This window comes from Luteimonas sp. RIT-PG2_3 (assembly GCF_054902115.1).
In genome coordinates, this window is sequence record NZ_JBUBPF010000018.1 from 1 (window position 1) to 24,137 (window position 24,137).

General features: G+C 66.8%; 20 protein-coding genes and 1 tRNA gene. All 21 read right to left on the bottom strand.

All coding sequences use genetic code 11. The annotated features are described in order from the left end of the window. Nucleotides 1-602: 602 nt before the first annotated feature. The 21 genes from ACYX7E_RS17970 to ACYX7E_RS18070 all read right to left on the bottom strand — a co-directional run bounded on the left by ACYX7E_RS17970 (nt 603) and on the right by ACYX7E_RS18070 (nt 24,099). A tRNA-Lys gene (locus ACYX7E_RS17970) sits at nt 603-678 on the bottom strand. A gap of 54 nt (nt 679-732) precedes the next feature. Next, nucleotides 733-1,401, bottom strand: a complete 669-nt coding sequence (gene queC, locus ACYX7E_RS17975; protein WP_462081983.1) for a 7-cyano-7-deazaguanine synthase QueC — start codon at nt 1,399-1,401, stop codon at nt 733-735. An 89-nt stretch (nt 1,402-1,490) separates the two neighbouring features. Continuing rightward, nucleotides 1,491-2,174, bottom strand: coding sequence for a 7-carboxy-7-deazaguanine synthase QueE (queE, locus tag ACYX7E_RS17980; RefSeq protein ID WP_462081984.1), 684 nt, complete (start codon nt 2,172-2,174; stop codon nt 1,491-1,493). An 8-nt stretch (nt 2,175-2,182) separates the two neighbouring features. Then, the gene (gene ybgF, locus ACYX7E_RS17985) at nt 2,183-2,995 is read right to left on the bottom strand and encodes a tol-pal system protein YbgF (protein WP_462082024.1); all 813 of its coding nucleotides are present in this window, start codon (nt 2,993-2,995) and stop codon (nt 2,183-2,185) included. A gap of 6 nt (nt 2,996-3,001) precedes the next feature. After that, nucleotides 3,002-3,517, bottom strand: coding sequence for a peptidoglycan-associated lipoprotein Pal (pal, locus tag ACYX7E_RS17990; protein ID WP_462081985.1), 516 nt, complete (start codon nt 3,515-3,517; stop codon nt 3,002-3,004). Between the two features lie 72 nt (nt 3,518-3,589). Then, the gene (gene tolB, locus ACYX7E_RS17995) at nt 3,590-4,909 is read right to left on the bottom strand and encodes a Tol-Pal system beta propeller repeat protein TolB (RefSeq protein ID WP_462081986.1); all 1,320 of its coding nucleotides are present in this window, start codon (nt 4,907-4,909) and stop codon (nt 3,590-3,592) included. 134 nt (nt 4,910-5,043) lie between these two features. Continuing rightward, nucleotides 5,044-6,027, bottom strand: a complete 984-nt coding sequence (locus tag ACYX7E_RS18000) for a cell envelope integrity TolA family protein (protein WP_462081987.1) — start codon at nt 6,025-6,027, stop codon at nt 5,044-5,046. Next, nucleotides 6,017-6,460, bottom strand: coding sequence for an ExbD/TolR family protein (locus ACYX7E_RS18005; protein WP_462081988.1), 444 nt, complete (start codon nt 6,458-6,460; stop codon nt 6,017-6,019). Before ACYX7E_RS18005 ends, ACYX7E_RS18000 begins: the two co-directional genes overlap by 11 nt. 12 nt (nt 6,461-6,472) lie before the next feature. After that, entirely contained in the window at nt 6,473-7,264 is a 792-nt protein-coding gene (tolQ, locus tag ACYX7E_RS18010) for a protein TolQ (RefSeq protein ID WP_462082025.1), read from the bottom strand. Next, nucleotides 7,264-7,722 carry a tol-pal system-associated acyl-CoA thioesterase gene (gene ybgC, locus ACYX7E_RS18015; RefSeq protein WP_462081989.1) on the bottom strand — a complete coding sequence of 153 codons (459 nt, stop codon included), beginning with the start codon at nt 7,720-7,722 and terminating at the stop codon, nt 7,264-7,266. The genes tolQ and ybgC overlap by 1 nt, the downstream gene beginning before the upstream one ends. Nucleotides 7,723-7,764: 42 nt before the next feature. Continuing rightward, nucleotides 7,765-8,808: a Holliday junction branch migration DNA helicase RuvB gene (ruvB, locus tag ACYX7E_RS18020; protein WP_462081990.1), complete on the bottom strand. Its 1,044-nt coding sequence runs from the start codon at nt 8,806-8,808 to the stop codon at nt 7,765-7,767. Between the two features lie 115 nt (nt 8,809-8,923). Next, the gene (locus ACYX7E_RS18025) at nt 8,924-9,931 is read right to left on the bottom strand and encodes an LLM class flavin-dependent oxidoreductase (protein ID WP_462081991.1); all 1,008 of its coding nucleotides are present in this window, start codon (nt 9,929-9,931) and stop codon (nt 8,924-8,926) included. Nucleotides 9,932-10,121: 190 nt separating this feature from the next. Next, the gene (locus ACYX7E_RS18030; protein WP_462081992.1) at nt 10,122-10,811 is read right to left on the bottom strand and encodes an OmpA family protein; all 690 of its coding nucleotides are present in this window, start codon (nt 10,809-10,811) and stop codon (nt 10,122-10,124) included. A 256-nt stretch (nt 10,812-11,067) separates the two neighbouring features. Next, on the bottom strand, nt 11,068-14,187 hold the full coding sequence (locus tag ACYX7E_RS18035; protein WP_462081993.1) for a YadA-like family protein: 3,120 nt from the start codon (nt 14,185-14,187) through the stop codon (nt 11,068-11,070). Between the two features lie 686 nt (nt 14,188-14,873). After that, nucleotides 14,874-16,838: a potassium transporter Kup gene (locus ACYX7E_RS18040; RefSeq protein ID WP_462081994.1), complete on the bottom strand. Its 1,965-nt coding sequence runs from the start codon at nt 16,836-16,838 to the stop codon at nt 14,874-14,876. A 29-nt stretch (nt 16,839-16,867) separates the two neighbouring features. Further along, entirely contained in the window at nt 16,868-17,458 is a 591-nt protein-coding gene (ruvA, locus tag ACYX7E_RS18045) for a Holliday junction branch migration protein RuvA (protein WP_462081995.1), read from the bottom strand. 109 nt (nt 17,459-17,567) lie between these two features. Beyond that, nucleotides 17,568-18,089 (bottom strand): crossover junction endodeoxyribonuclease RuvC, encoded by a 522-nt coding sequence (gene ruvC / locus ACYX7E_RS18050; protein WP_462081996.1) that lies wholly within the window; start codon nt 18,087-18,089, stop codon nt 17,568-17,570. 39 nt (nt 18,090-18,128) lie between these two features. Then, complete coding sequence (locus tag ACYX7E_RS18055) at nt 18,129-18,848, bottom strand: YebC/PmpR family DNA-binding transcriptional regulator (protein WP_462081997.1); 720 nt, start codon at nt 18,846-18,848, stop codon at nt 18,129-18,131. A gap of 183 nt (nt 18,849-19,031) precedes the next feature. Further along, a complete protein-coding gene (locus ACYX7E_RS18060; RefSeq protein ID WP_462081998.1) occupies nt 19,032-19,652 on the bottom strand; it encodes an alpha/beta fold hydrolase in 621 nt (206 codons plus the stop codon). 74 nt (nt 19,653-19,726) lie between these two features. Beyond that, nucleotides 19,727-20,902: an efflux RND transporter periplasmic adaptor subunit gene (locus tag ACYX7E_RS18065; protein ID WP_462081999.1), complete on the bottom strand. Its 1,176-nt coding sequence runs from the start codon at nt 20,900-20,902 to the stop codon at nt 19,727-19,729. Further along, complete coding sequence (locus tag ACYX7E_RS18070) at nt 20,899-24,099, bottom strand: efflux RND transporter permease subunit (RefSeq protein ID WP_462082000.1); 3,201 nt, start codon at nt 24,097-24,099, stop codon at nt 20,899-20,901. The genes ACYX7E_RS18065 and ACYX7E_RS18070 overlap by 4 nt, the downstream gene beginning before the upstream one ends. Nucleotides 24,100-24,137 lie beyond the last annotated feature (38 nt).

The window sequence follows — 24,137 nt, forward strand, 5'->3', positions numbered from 1 at the left end:
CAATGTGAAAAATTTCCAGCAAGCGCGCAACCACGCGGTGTCAGCGCTGAGTCACGCGCCTGAAAACACCGCACGTGGCCGCATCACATGAAACATCTGCGCAATGGGATCGCGAATTCCCGCAGACGATTGAACAGAAGACTTGGCACTCGCGTCGCAATGGATCGCATTGCATGCGTTCAAGCCAGACACAAGCATCATCGATGACGCAACGCGATAGACGACACGTCATTCCGAATAGAGCGCGCAAGATGCTGTAAATCAGCGCTTTTCCTGCAATGAGCGCTTTTCAGCAATCATCGCAATGACTTTCCACAACGCGCACCGCAATCGCGGCACGCCACAAGCACACTGTTGCAGTCCACGCCAACGCAACACTGCTCCAATGCGACATCGCACATCCACCGCGCATGCATTGCTGTGCACCTGATGGTGCGCGCGGGATTTCCGTTTACGTTTTCGGCATGCAACGCATGTCTATCCCTTGCATGCCCATGCCACGCGAGATCAACACATGCGGGGTCACGCACCGCGACATGGACATCGTCAAGGCGATACGTGTGGGCTTGTTGTCTGACATCCCGCATCGGGATGGAAAAAGATGGTGGGTCGTGATGGATTCGAACCATCGACCAGCGGATTAAAAGTCCGATGCTCTACCGACTGAGCTAACGACCCACATGACATCAGGCCCGGCATTGCACCGGGCGGCCGACATTCTAGCGCATGCGCTCAGGCGACGTAACGTGTCACGTCCGGCAGGCCCGCAGCGGCGAAGCCTTCTGCCCGCAGCTGGCAGGCATCGCAGCGACCACAGGCCCGGCCCTGCGCATCGGCCCGGTAGCACGAGACGGTCATCGCGAAGTCCACGCCCAGCCGCTGGCCCTCACGGACGATGTCGGCCTTGCTCATCCGCAGCAACGGGGCATGCAGGCGCAGGCCGGCACCTTCGACGCCGGCCTTGGTGGCGATGTTGGCCAGTTGCTCGAAGGCCTGGATGAACTCGGGACGGCAGTCGGGATAGCCCGAATAGTCCACCGCATTGACGCCGCAGAACAAGTCCGCCGCCTCCAGCACCTCGGCCCAGCCCAGGGCAATGGACAGCATGATGGTGTTGCGCGCCGGCACGTAGGTCACCGGGATCCCTGCCCCGCCCGCTTCGGGCACTTCGATATCGGCGGTCAATGCCGAGCCGCCGATGCTCCGCAGATCCACATGCACGGTCTTGTGCTCGATGGCACCTAAGGCCACTGCGACCTCGGCGGCGGCCTCCAGCTCGGCGGTGTGCCGCTGGCCATAGCGCACGCTCAAGGCGTGGACCGCAAAGCCCTGCTCGCGGGCCATGGCAATGACGACGGCAGAGTCCATGCCACCGGAAACGAGGACGACGGCTTTCTTCATGGGGTAGATCCGTAACGACGGAAAGAGGGGGGGGCCGCGCTGGGCAACGGGAACGCGACACACGCGCGCACGGCGGCGCGGATGGAACCTCAGCGTCCGGGCTCATCGTTCCAGAGCAGTTTGTGCAACTGGAGCTGGAACTTGACCGGCAGGCGGTCGGCGACGATCCAGTCCGCCAGGTCCCGCGATGAGATCTCGGACTTGCTGGGCGAGAACATCACGTCGCAGCGCTCGGCCAGCGCATGGCGCTGCAGGATCTCGCGTGCCCATTCGTAGTCGGCCCGGCTGCAGATCACGAATTTGATCTGGTCGTGCGCGGTCAGCAGGGGCAGGTTTTCCCAGCGATTGCGCGCGACTTCCATCGAGTCCGGCGTCTTGATGTCGAGCACGCGCGAGACCCTGGGATCGACATCGGAAATGTCGATCGCGCCGGACGTTTCCAGCGACACCACATACCCGGCATCACAAAGCCGCTTCAGCAGGCCGATGCAACGCTTCTGCGCCAGGGGTTCGCCACCGGTCACGCAGACATGTCGCACACCATGACTGGCCACTTCATCGACGATCGCCGCGATGTCGTGCCATTGGCCACCATGGAAGGCGTAGGCGGTATCGCAATACTGGCAACGCAGCGGGCAGCCGGTCAGCCGCACGAAGACGGTCGGCCATCCGGCATCGCGGGCCTCGCCCTGCAGGGACAGGAAGATCTCGGTGATCTTGAGACGGTCCGCCTGCGACGCGGCGGCCGCATCAGGCATGACGGCGGCGTCCATGGCGTCGGTCAGCGCAGGCGCGAGACCTGGATGGCGCGCAGCCGGTCTTCCGCGGTGCGTGCGGCATCGGTGCCGGGATACTTGGTGCCAACGGCCGCCAGCGTGGTTTCCGCGGCGTCGAAATTCTTCTGCCCATACTGGGACAGGCCGATCTTCAACAAGGCGCCGGGCGTCTTGTCATGGGTGGGAAACTGATCCACCAGTGCCTGGAACTGTTCCTGCGCAAGCGCATAGTTCTCGGTCACGTAATAGCTTTCGCCGAGCCAGTAACGCGCATTGGCCGCGTAGCTGCCCGCCGGGAAGGATTGCAGGAACCCCTGGAACAACCGCGACGACTCGGAGTAACGACCTGCCTTGAGCGCATCGAATGCTGTCTCGTAGGCACTGCGCTCATCGGCGGTATTGGCGCCCACGGCCGGATTGGCGGGTGTCGCCGGGGCGGTACCGCGGGCCGCGCCCGCGTTGCCTTTTCCTGTCGCCGCCGGGGGCGGTACCACACCAACGGCTGCAGGCGGCACAGCGCCCGCAGCTTCGATCCTGTTCAAACGATCATCAAGATCGATGTACTGGGTCCGGTTGATCGACTTCAGCTGCTCGTTCTGCTGCTGGAGCTCCTCAATCTGCGAACGCAGGGTCTGCAGCTCGGTCCGCAGCTGCGTGACCTGGTTGAGCAGGTCGACATTGACGCTGGTGTCGGCGGCGCGCTGTTCAAGCGACGCCACCCGGTCCGCCAGGCTGGCGCGCTGGGCCATGGCGGGTGCGGCGGTCACGAGGACCGCCGCCGCCAGGACGCATGTTGCCAGTGACCTGGTCAGTCCCATCAACACTTACTTCGCGGTGTAGACGATTTCGACGCGACGGTTGCGCGCCCAGCAGTCTTCGCTCGACTCGGTGCAGGTCGGACGCTCTTCGCCATAGCTGACGACGGTCTGCTGGCCGGCCGAACCACCGTTGGACTGCAGCGCGGAGGAGACCGCGTTGCCGCGACGCTCGCCCAGGCCCAGGTTGTACTCGCGGCTGCCGCGCTCGTCGGCATTGCCTTCCAGCGTGATGCGCGAGGTCGGACGGTCACGCAGGTACTTGGCGTGGCAGGCCATCGCAGCCTGGAATTCCGGACGCAGCGCGTCCTGGTCGAGATCGAAGTACACCACGCGCTGGCGCAGGCACGCATCGGTATCCAGGTCGCTCGGACCATAGGCACCCGGTGTGGTCGGACCCGGCTGGGTCACGGTGCCGGTCGACGGGCCGGTATCGGTCGGCGGCGTCGGCTTGACATCCTTTTTGCAGGCAACAATCGAAGCGCAAAGCATGATCGCCAGCGCGACACGTGTAGTGGTATTCATCTCGTCGATCCTCAGCGTATGGTCAGAAATAGCGCGTGTAGCAGATTGATGGACGGGACGTGCAGGGCCGCGTCACCGCTGCGCCCGATACGGACCCCAAGCCGGCTCACGGACATCTCCATCCGCAAGCACGAGTCGCTGGCGTACCCGACCATCGGCCGACACGGCATACAACACCCCCCGCCGCCCTTCACGCGCCGCATACAGGACCATGCTGGCATTCGGTGCAAAACTCGGTGATTCATCGAGCGAACCGGGTGACAGCGTGGACCAACGTGGCGAGCCAAGGCTACGATCCAGCACTGCAATACGGTACACGTTGCCCGCGCCCTGCGCCACGGCAATCTTCTTGCCATCGAAAGAAATGCTCGGATCGGCGTTGTAGGTCCCCTCAAACGAGACCCTGGTCGCGCCACCGCCACTTGCCGACGCCTGATAGACCTGCGGTCGGCCACCCCGGTCGGAGGTGAAATAGAGGCTGGCGCCATCCGGACTCCAGACCGGCGAGGTATCGATGCCGAACTGGTTGGTGATCTGGGTCAGCGCCTTGCTGCCCAGGTCCATGACGTAGATCTCGGGATTGCCGCTGCGCGACAGCGTCAGCGCCAGCTTGCGGCCATCCGGGGAGAACGCCGGTCCGCTGTTGATGCCGCGGAAGCTCGACACCAGCTCACGGCCGCCGGTCACGATGTCCTGGATGTAGATCGCCGAGTTGCCGCGCTCGAAGCTGACGTAGGCCAGCTTGCGACCATCCGGGCTCCAGGCCGGCGACAGCAGCGGCTCGTTGGAGCGGACCACGGTCTGCGGGTTGTAGCCGTCGGCATCGGCGACCATCAGCGCATACCGGCTGCCCTTGCCGGTGCCGGTCGCGGTGACGTAGGCGACCCGGGTCCAGAACGCGCCGCGCACGCCGAGGATCTTCTCGTAGATGGCATCGGCCATCTGGTGGGCGACGTCGCGCATGGCGTTGGAGCGCGCGGTCATCGCCTGGCCGAGCAGGCGCTGCTGCTTGGCGACGTCGAACAGTTCGTACTCGACGCGATAGCTGCCGTCACCGGCATCGGCCACGCGGCCGACGACCAGGAAGTCCTGGCGCAGCGCGCGCCACGTCGGGTACTGGACCTCGGCGCCGCGGGTCGGGCGCTCGGTGATGTCGCGCTCGGGCAGCGAGCGGAACTGGCCGGAACGCTCGAGGTCGGCGCGGATCACCGCCGAGACGTCGGTCGTCGGCGCAGCGCCCGTGCCCTGGTAGGGCATCGGCACGATCGCGATCGGCAGCGCGGAGGGGTTGCCGCCGATGATGTCGATCTCGAGCCCTTGCTGCTGCGCGGACGCTATATGGGGGAGCAGCAGGACGAGCAGGACCAGCAACCAGCGGACAGGTGATTTCATGATGGATTCCAGCGGCATCGAATGGGCAACAGCTTGGCGGTGAACACGGGCCGGAAGATGAACGCCTTCGGACTCGCGGGCGGATGGCGCAGATCAGGACCGATTGCGCGTGATCAGCGGGTGATCGCCGCCGATCAGCGATCCTGGGCCTGGAAATTGAGGATCAGGTTGCGCTGGAACACGGACTCGAACCCGGCATAGGGCAGCGGTTCGGCCTTGAGCACGGCGGCCTCGACCGAGCGTCGGCCCAACTCGTCGTAGGGGCACGACGGGTCGACCTGGGCCGATACCACCTGCCCGCCGACGGTCTGGCGGATGTTGATCCGACAGCGCTGTCCCGGCGGAATATTGTCCGGACGGGTCCAGTTGCGCAGGATCGCTTCCTGCAGCGCGGCCGCGTAGCGTGCGGCCAGCCCGGCATCGACGCCGGCATTGCCCGGGGGGGGCGGCGCGGACGATGTCGGCCCGGCCTGCGCGGCCGGTGGCGTGCTGCGATCGGCGATCTGCTTCAGGCGCTCCTGCGCCAGACGCTCCTCGCGTTCGGCCTTGGCGCGATCGGCGCGGATCTTCTCGAGCTGCTGCTGCGCCAGTTGGCGACGCTTCTGCTCGGCTTCCTCCTGGCGCTGGCGTTCGGTCAGGTCGATCTGCTCCTGGCGGCGCTTGGCTTCCTGTTCGCGATCGATGCGTGCGCGCTCGCGCTCGGCGTCGCGCCGCACTTCTTCCTGATTGATCGGTTCCGGATCGGGCACGCGCTCCTGCGGCAGCGGCTTGGGCGTCTCCACGATGGGCTCCGGCCGGGGCTCGGGCAGCGGCTGCGGTGGCGGCGGAACCACCTCCTCGGCCGGCTCGGGCAACGGCTGGGGGACCGGAGGTTCGGGCAAGGGTTCTGGCTTGAAATCGAGCGCGCGCGCAACCGCCTGACGGTCGGCGCTCGACGCATCCAGCGTGGCCTCCATCGAGGGCGCACCGGCCACGCTGAGCGGCTTGCGATCCCAGGTGATCACGGTGCCCAGCCACAGCACGAACGCCAGCAGCAGATGCACGCCGATGGCCAGGACGATGGCGCGACCCAGTCCTTCCTCTTCGTGCACCGGATGGCGAGCAGCGTCAGCGTGCATTGCCACCTGCATTGGTCATCAGGCCGACGTTGACGACGCCGGCGCGCCGCAGCACGCCCATCGCGTCGAGCACCAGCTGGTAGGACGCCTGGCCGTCGGCCGCGACGAGGATCCGCAGGTCATTGCCCTGCTGGCCACGGATCGCGGTGATGCGGGCTTCCAGCGCGGCCTCGTTGAGAACTTCGGGCTGGCCGCTGCCGGGCAGCGTCAGGCCGAGCCGGCCATCGGGATAGGCCACCACGACAATCGGCTCGCTGCTGTCGCTGGTGGCGCGTGCGTTCGAGGACGGCAACTTGACGTCCACGCTGAGGGTCAGCAGCGGCGCGGTCACCATGAAGATGATCAGCAGCACCAGCATGACGTCGATATAGGGAACGACGTTGATCTCTGACTTGAGTTTGCGCCGCTTGCGGTGGATCACGGGGGCAGCCATCGGTACCTCCGCTCAGCCGGCCGACTGCTGGCGCTGCAGGATGGAGCTGAATTCCTCGGCGAAACTGTCATAGCGCACAGCCAGTCGCTCGACGCGCGTGGTGAAGCGGTTGTAGGCCCAGACCGCCGGGATCGCCACGAACAGGCCGATGGCGGTCGCGAACAGGGCTTCCGAGATGCCGGGCGCGACCGCGGCGATACCCGCCTGCTCGCCACTGTTGAGCATGTCGTGCATGGTCACCATGATGCCGAACACGGTGCCGACCAGGCCGACGTAGGGCGCGGTCGAGCCGATGTTGGCCAGCAGCTCCAGGTTGCGCTCGAGCCGGTCGACCTCACGGGTACCTGCGACACGCATGGCGCGCTGCGCACCTTCGAGCTGGGCACGGCCGTCGGGATCGCGGCGGCCCTGCAGGCGCGAGAACTCGCGGAAACCTGCTTCGAAGATCGCCTCCAGCCCGGTGACGACGCGATTGCGATCGGTCGCGGAGGAATACAGCTTGCTGAGCTCAGCGCCCGACCAGAACCGGTCTTCGAACTCGTCGGCCTCGCGGTTGGCGGCGCTGAAGGCGCGCGCCTTGCGGAAAATGATCACCCAGCTGATCACCGAACCGGCCAGCAACAGCAGCACGATCAACTGCACCGGCAGGCTGGCCTTGAGCAGCAGGTCGAAGTAGTTGATGCCGCCATGTGCTGCCGCGCTTGCCGCCACCGATGCCTCGTTGGCCAGTGCGGTCGCCGTGGCCGCGGCCTCTTCCGGCAGGGGTTCCACTTGGGCGGCCTGCAGCAACATCGCGATCGGCATCATTCGTCGGCTCCGGGGTCAGTGACGAGTTGGGTCATGTCTTGGTGAAGCTCATGGGGAATAGGACGTGGCTTGAAACCTGCGGCATCCAGCGCCGCCAACCTGACTTCCGCATCCAGCAGAAGCACGCCATCGCGATGGATGGCCTGGTCGAGCACCAGGCTGGCGCGGCGGCACTGGCGCAGCGCGACGGTGACCTGCAGCGCATCATCCAGCCGTGCCGGTTTGCGGAAGTCGATCCGCATCGCCCGTACCGCGAACACCAGGTCGTGGCTGCCCCGCAACTGTTCCTGGCCATATCCGCGCGCTCGCAGCCATTCGGTGCGGGCCCGCTCGAGAAACGCCAGATACTGCGCGTGGTAGACCACCCCACCAGCATCGGTATCTTCCCAGTACACCCTTGTCGGAAAGCTGAACAACGGCGATGGATCGTCGATGGACACACGGGAATCGGACATCAGACACAGAGCTCCTGCTCGCGAACGGCTTGATGACGCATCTCAGAACAGGGTCCCGGGCTCTGCGAATCCCTGGCCGGGCTCGCGCTCCCTCGGGGTCAGGCCGAGGTGGCGATAGGCCTTGTGGCTGGCCATGCGGCCACGCGCGGTGCGGACCAGGAAGCCCTGCTGGATCAGATAGGGTTCGATGACATCCTCCAGCGTGCCGCGCTCTTCACTGAGCGCCGCCGCCAGCGACTCGACGCCTACGGGACCGCCATCGAAGTTCTCGATGATCAGCAGCAGCAGTCGCCGATCGAGATCGTCGAAGCCCTCCGGATCGACCTTGAGCATCTGCATCGCGGCATGCGCGACGGCATGGTCGATGCGGCCGTCGGCCTTGACCTGGGCGTAGTCGCGCACCCGGCGCAGCAGGCGGTTGGCGATGCGCGGGGTCCCGCGCGAACGACGCGCGATCTCGCCCGCGCCTTCGGCCACGCAGTCGATGCCCATGATCTGGGCCGAACGGCGCACGATGCGGGTCAGCTCGTCGGCACTGTAGAACTCCAGCCGCTGGACGATGCCGAAGCGGTCGCGCAGCGGCGCGGTCAGCAGGCCGGCGCGGGTCGTGGCCCCGATCAGGGTGAACGGCGGCAGGTCGAGCTTGATCGAACGCGCGGCCGGGCCGTCGCCGATCATGATGTCGATCTGGAAATCCTCCATCGCCGGGTACAGCACTTCCTCGACGACCGGGGACAGGCGATGGATCTCGTCGATGAACAACACGTCGTGCGGCTGCAGGTTGGTCAGCAGCGCGGCGAGGTCGCCGGCCTTCTCGATCACCGGCCCCGAGGTCACCCGCAGGTTGACCCCGAGCTCGTTGGCGATGACATGGCTCAGCGTGGTCTTGCCCAGGCCGGGCGGACCGAAGATCAGGACATGGTCGAGCGCTTCGCTGCGGCGCTTGGCGGCCTCGATGTAGATGCCCAACTGCTCGCGGACCGGCTGCTGGCCCAGGTAGTCGTCGAGCCGCTTGGGGCGGATCGAGGCTTCGAGGGCATCGTCTTCACGGGTCGCGCTGGCAGCAATGATACGGTCGTCGGTCATCGCGCCATCTTCGCATGGCGACCGTTGCGACGCACCGGAACAGGCGGCTCCGGTTCACCGGATGCCGGCCGCGGCGGCCGCGATCCATCAGCCCGGGCTGACCGCGGGCGCCGACTCAGCCGGCGCTGCAGGCCGCGGCCGCCAGCGCGAACGAGTGCTTGCGGGCGGCATGGTCGAAGATGTTGGCGGTCAGCATGATTTCATCGGGGCGATGGCGCGCGACGAAGGCGGCGATGCCCTCGCGCACGTCCTGCGGATCGCCGACCACGGCGCAGGCCAGTGCCTGTTCGACCATCGCCTTCTCCGCCGGCGACCAGAATGCTTCGATGTCGTCGATCGGCGCGGGGATCAACCCGGGCGCGCCGCGACGCAGGCGCACGAAGCTCTGCTGCTGGGTGGTGAACAGGCGGCGGGCCTGCGCGGCGGTATCGGCGGCCACGACATTCAGGGCCAACATCGCGTACGGCTGCTGCAGATGCTTGGACGGCCTGAAATCACGGTGATACAGCGCCAGCGCCTGGTCCATGGACCCGGGCGCGAAATGCGAGGCGAACGCGAACGGCAGGCCGAGCGCCGCCGACAGCTGCGCACTGAACAGGCTGGAGCCCAGCAACCACACCGGCACGTCGAGTCCGGCGCCGGGGACGGCCTGCACCAGTTGGCCCGGCTGCGCCGGCTCGAAGTAGCGCAGCAGCTCGCCGACATCCTGGGGGAAGGTATCGGCACCATCGAGGTAACGTCGCAGCGCGCGCATCGTCGGCTGGTCGGTGCCAGGCGCGCGCCCCAGGCCAAGATCGATCCTTCCCGGATACAGCGCGGCCAGCGTGCCGAACTGCTCGGCGACCTGCAGCGGCGAATGGTTGGGCAGCATGATCCCGCCGGCACCGACGCGTATCGTCCGGGTGCCTCCCGCGATATGTCCGATCAACACCGAGGTCGCGGCGCTGGCGATGCCGGGCATGTTGTGGTGCTCGGCCAGCCAGTAGCGATGATAGCCGAGCGCCTCGGCATGACGCGCCAGGTCGAGGGCATTGGCGAAGGCCTCGCCGGGCGAACTGCCTTCACAGACAGGCGCGAGGTCGAGGAGGGAGTACGAGATGGCAGCACGGGAAGAAGCATTCATCCCAGCAACATGGAGTGCCTGCCCCCGATTACCAAGCCGGCTGCAGCAACACAGTTTCCCGTTGTGCCAGGCGCATCACGGCTCCGACAGCGGCGTCGAGCCGGGGAGCCACCTCGACGCTCGGCACAGGCGGACTTGCACAAGGGAGCCGGCGGCGGCGATGAGAACCATCGCCGCCGCGCACACCGGGTCAATCGGCCGATCGCGCCCGCACGAACAATTCAACGCGACGATCCGGCTTGAGGCAGTTGACCAGCGCGGTCCCCTGCAGGCGCGCATCGCAATCGGTGGTCACCGGCTGCACCTCGCCACGACCTTCGGCCGAGATCGCGCGGGCCTGCACGCCATGGTCGACCAGGAAGCGACGGACGGTCTCCGCGCGACGCTGCGACAACACGAGGTTATCGACATCGCTGCCGATGCGGTCGGTATGCCCCACCACGCGGATCTCGGGATCCCGCAGCGAAGACAGCTGCGCGGCCAGCGCCGTCAGTTGCTCGCGACCGCCGGGCAGGATGTCCTCGAGTCCAGAGCGTGCGAAGGCGAACAGGGCATCGGCCGACAGGTCGACCCGGGATTCGACGGACGCCTGCGCGGCAACGCCCTGCTGTCTGATGCGCTCCGCACAGGACTCGGGGGCCCAATGGAAGCCCTGCCCGCGATAGTCCTTGTCGAAGATCACCTTGTACTGGCAGGTGACGACACCGTCAGCGGTGCGGAAGTGGAAGAGATAGTCCCACTCGCGCACGCCGACCAGGCCCTCGCGGAAGTGGGGACGCCCCAGCAGGTCGTACAGCTGATCCTTCGTCACGCCCGGACCGATCGCGCGCAGGTTGTCGATGTTCGGGAACGTTCCTTCCTTCAGGACAATGCCGGACACGTCAGGGAACACCACCTCGCCCGCCTGCCCGTTCGGCGAGATATCCCGACTGACGTGGCGGGTCCCGCACGCACCCAGCAGGGCGACCAACATACCCGCAACACACATGCCCGCGATCCGTCCGCGCTTGCTCCGTACCAAGATCTTCATTGTGTTTCCCCGTTATTCAACTGACCGGGCGGCAGGCGTCGCGCTGCCACCGCGAAAATTCCATCGTTCCAGGACGGGAGGCGATGGATCACCGCCTCCCGCGCACTCACCACTGGATGCCGGCACCGACCGAGAAGCCCCAGTCGCGCGAGGTATTGCCGCTGGCCGAGGCCTTGTAGACATAGCGCCCGTTGTCGGTGATCCCCGACAGCCCGACCGCCATGCCGTACTCGCTCTGGTAGCCGCCGATCCCCACCGCCAGCATGTTCTTGCCCGGTAGGTAGGCCTGCGGCAGGCCCGCCATCGCCATCGCCGAGGCCGTCGCCCCGCGGTAGCCGCGATTCATCGTCCACATGTCGTTCTGCAGCTCGCCGAGCCGCTGGTCGGTGTACTGGTTTGCCATGCCGACCGCGCGGTTGACGCCGGCACTGAGCTGGTTGACGTTGACCGCATCGGTGCCCGCGATGCCCGGAGCAACGCCGCTGATGGTGCGGCCTCCCACGTTCACTTCACCCGTGGACGTACTGTCGCCCACGTAGGCCGCGTTGTAGTTGGCCTGGGCGCCGACGGTCGTGGCCGAACCCGCGCCAAGGGCCACGCTGTTGCCATGGGTCGCACTGGCCCCTTGCCCCACTGCGGTGCTGCCGGTTGCGGACGCCGAGGCGCCGGTTCCCAGCGCCGTGCTGTTGGCGCCGCCGGCCGTGCTCTGGTTGCCCACCGCAAGCGCATGATTGCCACTGGCCACCGCGCCGTTGCCACCCGCCGCCGCATTGGTTCCGGTCGGCACCGGCTTGACGACCGGGCCTTCCTGGCTGATCTGGAACATGCCGTCCGCGCCATTCTGGACATTACTGACATCGCCTTCGACCGTGACGATGCGGTTGTCGAACGCGTCGACCGTCGTGGTCAGGCCGGCGACATCGCCTTCGACCGTGGTCACGCGATCACCCAGGTCGTTGACGTCGCCCTGGATGTCGACGATGTCTCCGCGGATGTCGGTGATGTCGCCACGAATGTCGACCAGATCGCCCTCGATGGCGGTCACCCGGTTGTCGAGATTGCCGATCGCAACGTTGACATTGCCGATCTGGGTATCGGTATAGGCATTGGCGGTGGTGACCGCCTGGGTCACGCCACCCTGCAACTGGCTGACATTCACCGCATCCGTATCCGCCGAACCGGCGGCAACGCCGGTCACCTGGCGACCACCGATGTTCATCTCGCCCGTCGAACTGCTGGTGCCGACATACGCGCCCTGGTAGCTGGCCTGCGCCCCGACGGTGGTCACCGAGCCGGCGCCGAACGCGATGCTGTTGGCATGCATAGCCGTTGCGCCGGAGCCGATCGCAATGGTGTTGAGCAACGAAGCCTGGGCCGAGGATCCGACCGCGACACTACCCTCGCCGCTAGCACTTGCGGCGAAGCCAAGTGCGACCGCTTCGTCCCCCTGGGCCAAGGTATCCCGACCCGCTGCAATCGCATTCGCACCGGTCGCACCGTCGTTGTCCTGGTTGCCTCCACCAGAGCTGTTCACGCTGTAGTAGCGGCTGCGGTTTGCGTCGATGGCATCGCTCAGCTGGCTCACGTTCACCGCATCCGTGTCATCCACACCGGCTGCCACGTTGGTGATGACGGCATTGCCGGCATCAATACCCGCCACGGTCACGCTGGGGCCACCATTGATCACCAGGCCGGTGTTGCCCAAGGTCACGTCCGCGCCGATAACCACTCCCGTACCGTTCACCAGCGTGTCACCGATCGTCAGGCTGCCCGCTGCTGTCAGGTCAAGATCATTGCTGAGCGTGATGTCCACCACACCGTCGTCATCCGCACCCGTCTGACTCACCGCAATATTGTCGTTCCCGCTCTCGAACGTCACCTTGCCGTTGGGACCAATGTTGACTTCATTGCCGTCGACATCGGTCACGTTCCAGCCGGCGCTTGCCACCCCTTCGACGGCACGTAGCTGCGAGACGTTGACCGCATCGGTGGCGTTCGCACCTGCGGCCACGTTAGTGACCCTACGCTCGTTGCCCGTTGAGCCCACCGAGACTTCACCCACTGGATTCAGACCCGCAACCACCACTGGAGCCCCATTTTCGTCCAACGGCGCGTAAGCCTGGTTGCCCAGCGTACTGCCATTGGCAAGGCTGCCCGAACCCAGCGCAACCGAACCGGCGTGACTCGATTCCGCCCCTGAACCGATCGCAATCGCACCGTCAGCCAGTGCCCGCGTCCTGCTGCCGATGTTGACGGCATTGTTGTAGAGCACCGGGGCAAGGGTCGTTGGATCGGGATCGCCATTGGCATCGACCTCGACCATGGTACCGGCGAGATAACCGATGGCGACGTTGCCTTCGCCCGACACCAGGGCGCCGGCAGCGGTGCCCTGGACTACGTTGTGGTTGCCGCTGGCGCCCGCGAGCGCATAGTCGCCACTGGCTATATTGAAGTTCCCCACCGCCTGCACGCCGGTATAGAAACCGGAATACACATTGCGATTGCCATTGGCCGCAGAGCCGGTGCCGAAGCCTATGTAGCTGTTCTGCTGGCCGTTGCTGTGGTTGCCCGCCGTCGCGCCGATGAAGGTCGACTCCGCGGCGTTGAGCGACTCGAAGCCGGAGTTGAAACCGATCGCCGTGGTCTGGGTCGACCCGGTGGAGCCGGTCAACGCACCCGCACCGACGGCGACGTCGCCTTCCCGCGCCTGCGCGTCGTTGCCCAACGCATAGCTGAGGTTCCCCAGCGCCTGCGCGCCCGAACCGAGGGCGACGCTGTACTCACCCGCCGCCCGCGTCCCGAAACCGATGGCCGTCGCGGTCAGTCCTGTCGCCCGGGCATCGTCACCCACCGCCACGGCGGAACTTGTCGTGGCCTGTGCGTCGGGACCGACGGCGACCGCGCTGGTGCCGGACCCCAGTGCGCGTGCGCCGATGGCGATGGCCTCGCCACCGCTGGCCACGGCGCCTTGCCCGCAGGCAACGTTGTCGCCGACGCCGGAGGCCTGACCGACCGGCGTCCCAGGATTGGCAGGGTCCACGCACACCGCGTCGACCGCCATGGCGCCGCCCGTGCAGGCGGCAAGCACCAGCGCGGCCAATGCCTTCGTCTGGAGTCCCACGCGCGATACAACCCGCCGGCTACCCGCACGATGACGTGCTAGTTCGGAGGCCACGACGAGCCGGCCAAGGGTGTGGTTCCAGACGTTGCTGTAGATCCTGTTCATATGGCTCCTGGCGCTTCATATATGTGGACGGGCTTGATGCTGGAAGGGGGCTCGGCGACATGCCGCGCGGACGAAGACCCTCCGCGCCACGGCACATGCATTCCCCTGACAAGACCGACAGCACAATCGATGCCAAACAATGATGCCCATCACAAAACAGGCGCAAATTTGCCATTAAATCCTTTCATTTCAATTAGTTGAGCTAAATCCAGCCATATGGAAAAAGGAATCGTCCAGCCGGTCACCGCCCCGGAGGCTGTTCGGGACGGATGCGCGACAAGATGTTGATCTGGGTCACAATTTGCCCCGGCGCGCCAAAATGAATACGCATTAGGGCGGTTGGCGGCACGGATGCCGGCGCACAGGCGGGTCGCGCGAGGCGCGGGGCCGACGACAGGCATGCGTCCACAGATGGGCGCGCTATGAGCGCGCTACGCGTGGCGTGCTACGACGGGGCGTGCTGATCGGCATCGGGGCAGCGCGAGGGCTCATGGGCCCGGATCGCCACCCTCGGCCCCTGAAAGCCGAGCGCTCGCCGGGCCAGCGCAAGGCGCCGGCGGGAACCGCTTCAAGCCGCGGCGCTTTCAAGTGCAGGTTTTTTCAAGCCGCGGCGCTTTCAAACAGCGGTTCTTTCGAGCCTCATGCCCGCACGGGAGCGCGGGCGCAGCAAACCGGTGACCAGACGGCTAGATCTCCACCTGCGCGCCGAGTTCGACCAGGCGGTTGCCCGGGATCCGGAAGAACTGGTTGGCGGGCGCCGCATTGCGATGCATCAGCGCGAACAGCTTGTCGCGCCAGATCGGCATGCCGCGACGGGCGCTGGCGACGATGGTTTCGCGACTGACGAAATAGGTGGTGTCCATCGGATCGAAATGGATGCCGCCCTGGTCGCAGGAACGCATCAGCGCCAGCGGCACGTCCGGCATTTCCATGAAGCCGAAACGCACGACGACGCGATAGAACTCGTCGCCGATCGATTCCATCTTCAGCCGCCCTTCCTTCGGCGCATACGGCACCGCCAGCGTTTCCGCGGTCAGGAACACGTTGCGCTCGTGCAGCACCTTGTTGTGCTTGAGGTTGTGCATCAACGCATGCGGGACCACGCCCTTGTCGCTGGTCAGGAACACCGCCGTGCCTGGTACGCGCACCGGCGGGGCCAGCATCAGGCCGGGAATGAAGGCATCGAGGCGGATGCCCTCCTTCTGGACTTCGTCATGCAGCAGCTGGCGCCCGCGACGCCAGGTCCGCAACAGCGTGAACAGCAGCGAGCCCAGCACCACCGGGAACCAGCCGCCCTGCAGGATCTTGGCGCCGTTGGCGACCAGGAAAGCGAGATCGATGACCAGGAAGGCGCCGCACAGCGGCAACACCCAGCGCCGCCAGCCCGGCCAGAGTGCGCGCGCGACGACCGCCAGCAGCAGGGTGTCGATCAGCATCGTGCCCGACACCGAGATGCCATACGCGGTCGCCAACGCCGACGAGCTGCGGAACGACAGCACCAGGCCGATGACGATGACCATCATCGTCCAGTTGATACCGGGGATGTAGATCTGGCCGATGGTGTCGCTGGACGTGTGCTTGATGCGCATGCGCGGGATGTAGCCCAGCTGCATCGCCTGGCGCGCGACCGAATAACCACCGGTGATCACCGCCTGCGACGCGATCACCGCCGCCATCGTCGCCAGGCCGATCATCGGCCAGCGCGCCCAGTCCGGCACGCCGAAGTAGAACGGGTTGCGGATCGCGGCCGGATTCTCCAGCACCAGCGCGCCCTGCCCCAGGTAGTTGAGCATCAATGCCGGCAGGACGAAGAAATACCAGGCGAAGCGGATCGGCCGGGCGCCGAAATGGCCCATGTCGGTGTAGATCGCTTCGCCACCGGTGACGGCCAGCACCACTGCGCCAAGAATGAACACGCCGTGCCAGCTGTGCTCCATGAAGAAACGTGCGGCCCACCAGGGATTGATCGCATGCAGTACTTCGGGCTCATGCAGGATGTTCATGACGCCAAGCACTGCCAGCACCAGGAACCACAGCACCATGATCGGCCCGAACACCTTGCCGACCTTCGCGGTGCCGAAGCGCTGCGTCGCGAACAGCACGATCAGCACCAGTACCGCGATCGGCACGATCCAGTTGTGCATGCCCGGCGCGACCACCTCCAGGCCTTCGACCGCCGACAACACGGTCACCGCCGGCGTCAGCACGCCATCGCCGAAAAACAGCGAGGCACCGAACACGCCCAGGATGCCGAGCAGGTAGGCGCTGCGCGAACTCGGCGACAAGGTGCGCTGGGCCAGCGCCATCAGCGCCATGATGCCGCCCTCGCCGTCGTTGTCGGCACGCATGATGATGGTCACGTACTTCAGCGTGACCACGATCATCAGCGACCAGAACACCAGCGACAGCAGGCCGAGCACGGTGTCGTGGTTGGCGATCAGTCCGTAGTGCGGCGAGAAGGCCTCGCGAATCGTGTACAGCGGGCTGGTGCCGATGTCGCCGAACACCACGCCGATCGCACCGACGATCAGGCCGGTCAGGCCGATCTGGCCATGCCCGCCGGAGCCATGCCCCTTGGCGTGACCGCCGGACGCATGACTGCCCGCCTGGGCAGGCTTGCCCGGGGAGGTTTGACTCGCAACTTGTGACATCTGAATGGACCTGGGGACAGGTGGGGCTGTCAGCGAAGCGCGGACTGTAGCGCTTTTCGGATGATGATTTCTGCAGTGTCGCCTTCACTGGCGGCCTGGCTGGCCATCCGCTGGGCCTCGGCCGGCTTGTAGCCCAGTTGCTGGAGCGCGATGACCGCCTCCGACAGCGGCTCGGCCGGGCCCCGCACGCTGGATGCGGCGCCGCCCGCGGTCACCAGGTCGGCGGCGCGGTCGCGCAGTTCCACCACCATCCGCTCGGCGGTCTTCTTGCCAATGCCGGGGATCCGGGTCAGCGCGGTGACGTCGCCGGCCTGGACGGTCAGGGCGAACTGGTTCACCGAGACCCCGGACAACACCGCCAGCGCGATCTTCGCGCCGATGCCGGTGACCTTCTGGACGTCGCGGAACAACCTGCGCTCGGCATCGGTCAGGAAGCCGTACAGCGAGACGCTGTCTTCCTTCTGCGCGTAGTGGGTGAACAGCACGACCTCGCGGCCGACCTCGGGCAGGTCGTAGAACGTGCTCATCGGGGCCTCCAGCTCATAGCCCACGCCATGCACGTCGACCACCAGCCATGGCGGCGACTTGTGGATCACGGTACCGCGCAATCGACCGATCATGGCTGCTGCCTCGGGAAACGGAAATCGGGAATGCAGAACCGGGTATCACGCGGACCCCGGCAAAGCCGGCCCCGTGCATCCCCTGCTCCGCATTCCCCATTCCCGGCCTTCATTTCCGGCTCCAGGCCTGGCGGACGCTGACGCCCATGCGATGGGCGCTCGCCCTGACATGCGCATGCGTGATCGCCACTGCCAGCGCATCGGCGGCATCCGCCTGCAGCTTGCCTTTGAGGTTCAACATCATCCCGACCATGTGCTGGATCTGCACCTTGTCGGCGCTGCCCTTGCCGACGACGGCGAGTTTCACTTCGGTGGCCGCGTATTCGTGGACCGGGATGTCGCGCATGACCACCGCGCAGATCGCGGCGCCGCGGGCATGGCCGAGTTTCAGCGCAGAATCGGGATTGCGCGCCATGAACACCTGTTCGATCGCGACTTCATCGGGACGGTGCGCGTCGATGATCTCGCCCAGCCCGACCAGCAGCAGCTTCAGCCGCTGCGCGAACGAATCCGCGGCCAGCAGGTTCAGCGGCGCGGAAAACACATGCGTCGTGCGTCCGGCGCCATCGACATCGATGATGCCGACGCCCGTGCGCTGCGAACCCGGGTCGATGCCGAGGATACGGGTCATGGAGACGGCGGGTCTTGCCGATTCCCGGCTGCCGGCACCTCAGGCGCCGTCCAGGTCCGCGTTGGAATACACGCTCTGCACGTCGTCCAGGTCTTCCAGCAGGTCGAGCAGCTTGCGCACCTGCAGCGCGGTGTCGCCTTGGACCGCGATGTCGTTGTCGGCGCGCAAGGTGATTTCGGCATGGCCCGGATGGATGCCGGCCGCGGCCATCGAGGCCTTGACGTCCTCGAAGGTATCCGGCGAGGTCAGCACGTCGATCGCGTTGTGCCCGGCATAGACGACGACGTCGTCCGCACCGGCCTCGATCGCGGCATCGGTGACCTTGTCTTCGTCGACGCCTTCGAAGCTCAGCACGCCGAGCCGCTTGAACATGAAGGCGACCGAGCCATCGGTGCCGAGGTTGCCGCCGCATTTGCCGAACGCGTGGCGGACATCGGCCACGGTGCGCACCTTGTTGTCGGTCAGGCAGTCGACGATCACCGCGACGCCGCCGGGCGCGTAGCCTTCGTAACGGATCTCTTCGTACTCGACGCCCTCGAGTTCGCCGGTCGCCTTCTTGATCGCGCGCTCGAATACGTCCTTGGACATGTTGGACGCCAGGCCCTTGTCGATCGCCGCACGCAGGCGCGGGTTGTTGCCGGGGTCGCCGCCGCCGGCGCGGGCGGCCACGCCGATCTCGCGGATGATCTTGGTGAAGATCTTGCCGCGCTTGGCGTCGGTGGCGTTCTTGCGTGCTTCGATGGAGGGACCGCGACCCATGCGTCTATCGTCTTGCCGGAAACAGGACGCCAATTATAGCGTTCGCCGCCGTGGGCCGAGCGCGACGGCTACGGCTGGCCGGCGACGCGGGGAGGGGGCGCCGCGATCTTACTGACCTCCGCCCTGCCGGATGGCGCGGACCGGACGGATCCGGATGGGCCGGGCGGGCCTGGTCGCTGACGCTCAGTCCTGGTGTTCGAAACGGCCCGTGCGCAGGAAGGCAAGCGTCTGGTCGGACACTTCGCGGGAGAACAGCAGCCCGGTGTGGCTGGCATCGACGACCAGGTGGTCGCGCAGGCCCGGCGGGCGGGTCTCGGAGATCGCGACCGTGCCGTCGTGCTCCTCCTCGAAATGGGCCAGCAGCCCCCCCAGGCCGCGCGGCACGCGGCCGGCGATCATGCCGACGTCGAAACGGTCCGGCCAGGCAGCGCAGCCGTCGAGCAGTGCACCGGCGCTGCGTCCCATGTACAGCGGCAACAGCGAGAAACGCGCCAGGCTGGCCGCCGCCCCACTGCCGCACAGCGGCGAGCCCAGGCAGACGGTGCGCTCCACCGGCAGGTCGGCATGCTCGGCCAGCGCGCGCACCGCGATCAGGCCGCCGAGGCTGTGCCCAACCAGATGCGCCGGTCCGCCCTCCCCCAGCAGCTTGACCAGATCGGGAATCGCCGCCTGCGGACCGCCCAGGATGCTGTGATAGCCGAAGATCTCGGGCGCGAAGCCCTGTTCGCGCAGGCGCTCGGCCAGCCAGCGCATCGTCGCGCCCACCATCCAGATGCCATGCAGCAGGATCACCCGACGGGTCATCGAAAAAAACGGGGTGGTCTCATCCCGCCATGATCGTCGAAACCAGCGTCATTGGGGGGAACGCGGGAAGGGGCTCAGGCCCCGGCCGGCTTTTTTTCCGGCGCGAGCCTGACCTTGCTGCCGGACGCCAGCAGGGCATTGGGGGCAAGCACGACGGTCTCGCCCGCGCTCAGGCCGCCGAGGATCTCCATCTCCTGTCCCAGGTTGCGGCCCAGCCTGACCGGCAGGTACTCGACGACGGTCCCGGCGCCCAAGCGCATGACCCGGGCGCCCTCGGCCCCCTGCAGCACGGCGCTGATCGGCACGGTCACCACTGCGGCGCCGCGCGGCACGTCCAGGCGCACTTCGCCGACCATGCCGGCCGGGATCCGCTCGCCCGGATTGGGCAGTTGCAGTTCCACCCGCATGCCGCCGGCATCGCCGGAAATGCTGCGCGCCGAACGCACCACCTCGGCCTCGAAGGACTGGTCGGGGATCTCGGCGAAGCCGACCTGCGCGCGCAGTCCCGGCTGGACCTGCATCGCCGCGCTCTGCGGCACGTCGACCACGATACGCAGCGGATCCAGCGCGTTGAGTTCGAACATGGGTTCGGCGGCGGACGCCGAATCGCCGACGACGCGATCGCCGCGTTCGATGTTGCGTGCCGAGATCACGCCGGCAAACGGTGCGCGCACGACGGCGAAGCCCTTGCGGTCGCGCGCACTGGCCAGCCTCGCCTGGGCCGCGCCCAGGGCGGCCTGCGCGGCGTCGCGCGCGGCGACGCGATCGCTGAAGGTCTCGCGAGAGATCAGGTTCGATGCGACCAGCGTCGAGGCACGTTCGTGGTTGCCACGCGCGAGTTCGAGTTCCGCGCGCGCCTGGGTCGCGTCGGCTTCCAGCTCGCGCACCGACTGGTCGGTCTCCGGTGCCGAGATCACCGCGAGCACCTGCCCGGCCTCGACCCGGTCGCCGATATCGACGCGACGTTCGGAAATGAAGCCGGTCGTGCGCGCGTACAGGCGCACGCTCTCGCCGGGTAGCGCCCGCGCCGGCAGCCTCAGCTCGAACGCGTCCCCGGCAGCCTTCGCCTGCGCGGTGCGGACTTCCGGCAAGGCCTCGTCGTGCTGCTCTGCCGGCGCGCGGCTGCAAGCGGCCAACAGGCCGGCCAGCACCATCGACGACAGCAGGACCTGCATGCGTATGGAAGAAGAAGAGCAAGAAGGAGAGTGAACCAGGCGCCCGTGCGGGCGGTGGATGGCGTGTGTGTTCATGGCGCGGCTCCAGGACGGTCGGTCTCGGCAAAGACGGAAGGAACGGCAGCCTCGACATGGCGCTTGTCGCGACGCCCGAGCACGGCAAGGACCGAAGGCACCAGCACCAGCGTCGCCGGCGTGCCGAACAGCAGGCCGCCGATCACCGCACGGCCCAGCGGTGCGTTCTGTTCGCCACCTTCGCCCAGCCCCAGCGCCATCGGCACGATGCCCAGCACCATCGCGCTGGCGGTCATCAGCACCGGGCGCAGGCGCACGGCGGCGGCTTCATAGGCCGCCAGTTCCGGGTCGTGGCCTTCGGCGATCAGGTTGCGGGCGAAGCTGGTCACCAGCACGCTGTTGGCGGTGGACACGCCGATCACCATCATCACGCCCATCAGAGCTGGCACGCTGAGCGGCGTCCCGGTGACGAACAGGCCGACCGCCGCGCCGGCGATCGCGATCGGCAAGCCTGCCATCGCCACCAGCGGCTGTACCCACGACTGGAAGTTGATCACCAGCACCAGGAACACCAGCACCGCCGACATCAGCAGGCCGCCCGCCAGCTCCCCGTAGGCGCTCTGCATCTCGCCGGCCTGGCCGACCACTTCGATGCGGTTGGCCGGTTTCAACTGCGGCTGCAGGTCGGCGACGATGGTATTGAGATCGGCGTATACCGAGCCGAGGTCGGTGCCCTGCACGTTCGCCAGCACGCTGACCGTGGGCGCCATCATGGTGCGGCCGACGCTGGCCGGCACGCTGCGCGGCGTGGCCACGGCGATATTGCGCAACAACACCGTGCGACCGTCCTCGCCGACCCGCAGCGGCGTATTGAGCAGGGTATCGATGCCGGACAGATCGTTCGGCAAGGCCTGCACCTGCACGGTGTAGGCGTTGGCGGTGGCCTGCTCGACCCAGAACACCGGTGTGACCGTTCCCGACGAACCCAGCACCGCCAACACCGCGCGGCTGGCGTCCTGCGCGCTGATGCCCAATTGCGCGGCACGCGTGCGGTCGATCGAAATGCGGTACTCGGGCAGGTCCAGCACCTGGCGCAGCATCACGTCGACTGCGCCGTGCACGTCGCGCAGGCGGGTCTCGATCTGGCGCGCGATGGCGAGATTGCCGACGGCATCACGGCCGTTGATGCGCACTTCCAGCGCGCCGACCGCCGATCCGGCCAGGGTGCGGCTGGTGGCATCAGGCGGTCGCTCGAACAGTTTCACGTCCGGGAACTTCTCGGCCACGCGTTCGCGGATCGTCGCCAGGTAGCCGGCGCTGGACGCGTGCGGCGTGCGCAGTTGCACCATCACCTCGGCCTCGAACGAGCCGACCACCGCGCTGTCCACCCAGGCCAGGTTGACGGCATCGGGAATGCCGATCTGTTCGTAGATCGTCTGCAGTTCGTCGGCGGGAATGATGCTGCGGATCTCGCGCTGGATCTCGGCGAGCTTGTCCGCGGTCTGCTCCAGCCGGGTGCCGGTCGGCAGGCGGACCTGCAGGCGGATCTGGCCGGCATCGACATGCGGGAAGTACTCGCGCCCCAGCGATACCGCCGCCAGCGCGCCGACGCCGACCAGCAGCAGCGCGGCCAGCGTCAGCACGCCGCCGTGGTGGCCCAGCCTGACCAGCAGCGCATGGTGACGCTCGCGCACCGATTCGAGCGTGTGTTCGACCTTGTGATTGGCCGCCAGCAGCCAACGTTCGGCGGCCCAGCGCGGCTGCTCGCGGCTGCGGATGTCGGCCGGCAGCATCAGATAGCACAGCACCGGGATCAGGGTGCGCGACAGCAGGAACGACGTCGCCATCGCGAAGATCACCGCCAGCGCCAGCGGCGTGAACACCCAGGCCGACAGGCCGGTCATCAGCAGGATCGGCGTCAGCACGATGCAGATCGAGATCGTGGAGACGAACTCGGGAAATACCACCTCGCGTGCGCTGTCGACGATCGCCGTACGCACGTCCTTGCCCTCGGCAATGTGGCGATTGGTGTTTTCCACGTCCACCACGGCGTTGTCGACCAGGATGCCGATCGCCAGCGCCAGTCCGCCCAGCGTCATGACGTTGAATGTATAGCCCAGCAGGTACAGCATCGCCACCGAGGCCAGCAGCGCCAGCGGGATCGCCGACAGCACGATCAGGCTGGAGCGCCAGGAGCCGATGAACACCAGCACCACCAGCGCCACCAGCAGGCCGACCAGGATCGCCTCGTGGCGGATCGAGGCGATGGCGTTGTCGACGAACACCGACTGGTCGAAGATCGGTTCGATGCGCATGCCCGCCGGTGCCGACGCGGTGATTTCCGGCAGGCGCTCGCGCACCGAGCGCACGATCTCCACCGCCGAGGCGCCACCCATCTTGATCAATGCCACCGACACCGCGCTGGCGCCGTCCATGCGCGCGATGTTGGACTGCAGCGCACCGCCATCGCGCACGCTGGCGACGTCGCGCACGTAGATGACGTTGCTGCCGCGGGTCACGATCGGCAGGTCGAGGAAGCCGCTCGCGGTTTCAGGACTGGTCTCCAGCGCGATCTGCATTTCGCGCTCGCCCTCGCGGATGGTGCCCGACGGCAGCGTCGCACTGCCGCGTTCCAGCGCGCCGGTGACCTGGGCCGGGGTGATTCCGTAGGTCTGCAGCGCGCGCGGATCCAGGTCGACCATGATCTGCCGCGCCGCGCCGCCGTAGGGCAGGCTCATGCGGATGCCGGGGATCGACTGGATCTGCGAACGCAGCTGCAGGCGCGCGTAGTCGTGCAACTGGGCTTCGCTGAGCGAGTCCGACGACAGCACCAGTTGCAGCACCGGCGTGCTGGAGACGTTGTTGCGGACCACCAGCGGCGGCGAGCTGCCCGGCGGCATGCGCCGCAGGATGGTCTGCGACACCGCCGTCATCTGCGCCAGCGCCCGCTCCAGGTTGACGCCTGGCTGGAAGTCGGCACGCACGATGCCGATGCCGTTGAGGCTTTCCGAACGCACCTCTTTCAGGTCGTCGACATTGTTGAGCACCGAGATCTCGGAGAAGGACGTCAGCTTGGCCGCCATCTCGGCGGCCGGCAGGCCGTTGTAGGTCCAGATCAGGTTGACCGAGGGGATACCGACATCCGGCAGGATGTCGGTGGGCATCCGTCGCGCGGACTGCAGGCCGAACAGCAGGATCAGGATGGCGAGCACGCCGACGGTGTAGCGGCGCGAAAGGGCGTACTGGACGATCCACATCGACGGCAGGATCCCGGTGGGGGGAAGACAGGGAACGC

Bases quoted from the DNA above. Each gene is read 5' to 3' on its own strand.
- queC (WP_462081983.1), bottom strand. From the start codon at position 1,401: ATGAAGAAAGCCGTCGTCCTCGTTTCCGGTGGCATGGACTCTGCCGTC.
- queE (WP_462081984.1), bottom strand. From the start codon at position 2,174: ATGGACGCCGCCGTCATGCCTGATGCGGCCGCCGCGTCGCAGGCGGAC.
- ybgF (WP_462082024.1), bottom strand. From the start codon at position 2,995: ATGGGACTGACCAGGTCACTGGCAACATGCGTCCTGGCGGCGGCGGTC.
- pal (WP_462081985.1), bottom strand. From the start codon at position 3,517: ATGAATACCACTACACGTGTCGCGCTGGCGATCATGCTTTGCGCTTCG.
- tolB (WP_462081986.1), bottom strand. From the start codon at position 4,909: ATGAAATCACCTGTCCGCTGGTTGCTGGTCCTGCTCGTCCTGCTGCTC.
- ACYX7E_RS18000 (WP_462081987.1), bottom strand. From the start codon at position 6,027: ATGCACGCTGACGCTGCTCGCCATCCGGTGCACGAAGAGGAAGGACTG.
- ACYX7E_RS18005 (WP_462081988.1), bottom strand. From the start codon at position 6,460: ATGGCTGCCCCCGTGATCCACCGCAAGCGGCGCAAACTCAAGTCAGAG.
- tolQ (WP_462082025.1), bottom strand. From the start codon at position 7,264: ATGCCGATCGCGATGTTGCTGCAGGCCGCCCAAGTGGAACCCCTGCCG.
- ybgC (WP_462081989.1), bottom strand. From the start codon at position 7,722: ATGTCCGATTCCCGTGTGTCCATCGACGATCCATCGCCGTTGTTCAGC.
- ruvB (WP_462081990.1), bottom strand. From the start codon at position 8,808: ATGACCGACGACCGTATCATTGCTGCCAGCGCGACCCGTGAAGACGAT.
- ACYX7E_RS18025 (WP_462081991.1), bottom strand. From the start codon at position 9,931: ATGAATGCTTCTTCCCGTGCTGCCATCTCGTACTCCCTCCTCGACCTC.
- ACYX7E_RS18035 (WP_462081993.1), bottom strand. From the start codon at position 14,187: ATGAACAGGATCTACAGCAACGTCTGGAACCACACCCTTGGCCGGCTC.
- ACYX7E_RS18040 (WP_462081994.1), bottom strand. From the start codon at position 16,838: ATGTCACAAGTTGCGAGTCAAACCTCCCCGGGCAAGCCTGCCCAGGCG.
- ruvA (WP_462081995.1), bottom strand. From the start codon at position 17,458: ATGATCGGTCGATTGCGCGGTACCGTGATCCACAAGTCGCCGCCATGG.
- ruvC (WP_462081996.1), bottom strand. From the start codon at position 18,089: ATGACCCGTATCCTCGGCATCGACCCGGGTTCGCAGCGCACGGGCGTC.
- ACYX7E_RS18055 (WP_462081997.1), bottom strand. From the start codon at position 18,848: ATGGGTCGCGGTCCCTCCATCGAAGCACGCAAGAACGCCACCGACGCC.
- ACYX7E_RS18060 (WP_462081998.1), bottom strand. From the start codon at position 19,652: ATGACCCGTCGGGTGATCCTGCTGCATGGCATCTGGATGGTGGGCGCG.
- ACYX7E_RS18065 (WP_462081999.1), bottom strand. From the start codon at position 20,902: ATGAACACACACGCCATCCACCGCCCGCACGGGCGCCTGGTTCACTCT.
- ACYX7E_RS18070 (WP_462082000.1), bottom strand. From the start codon at position 24,099: ATGTGGATCGTCCAGTACGCCCTTTCGCGCCGCTACACCGTCGGCGTG.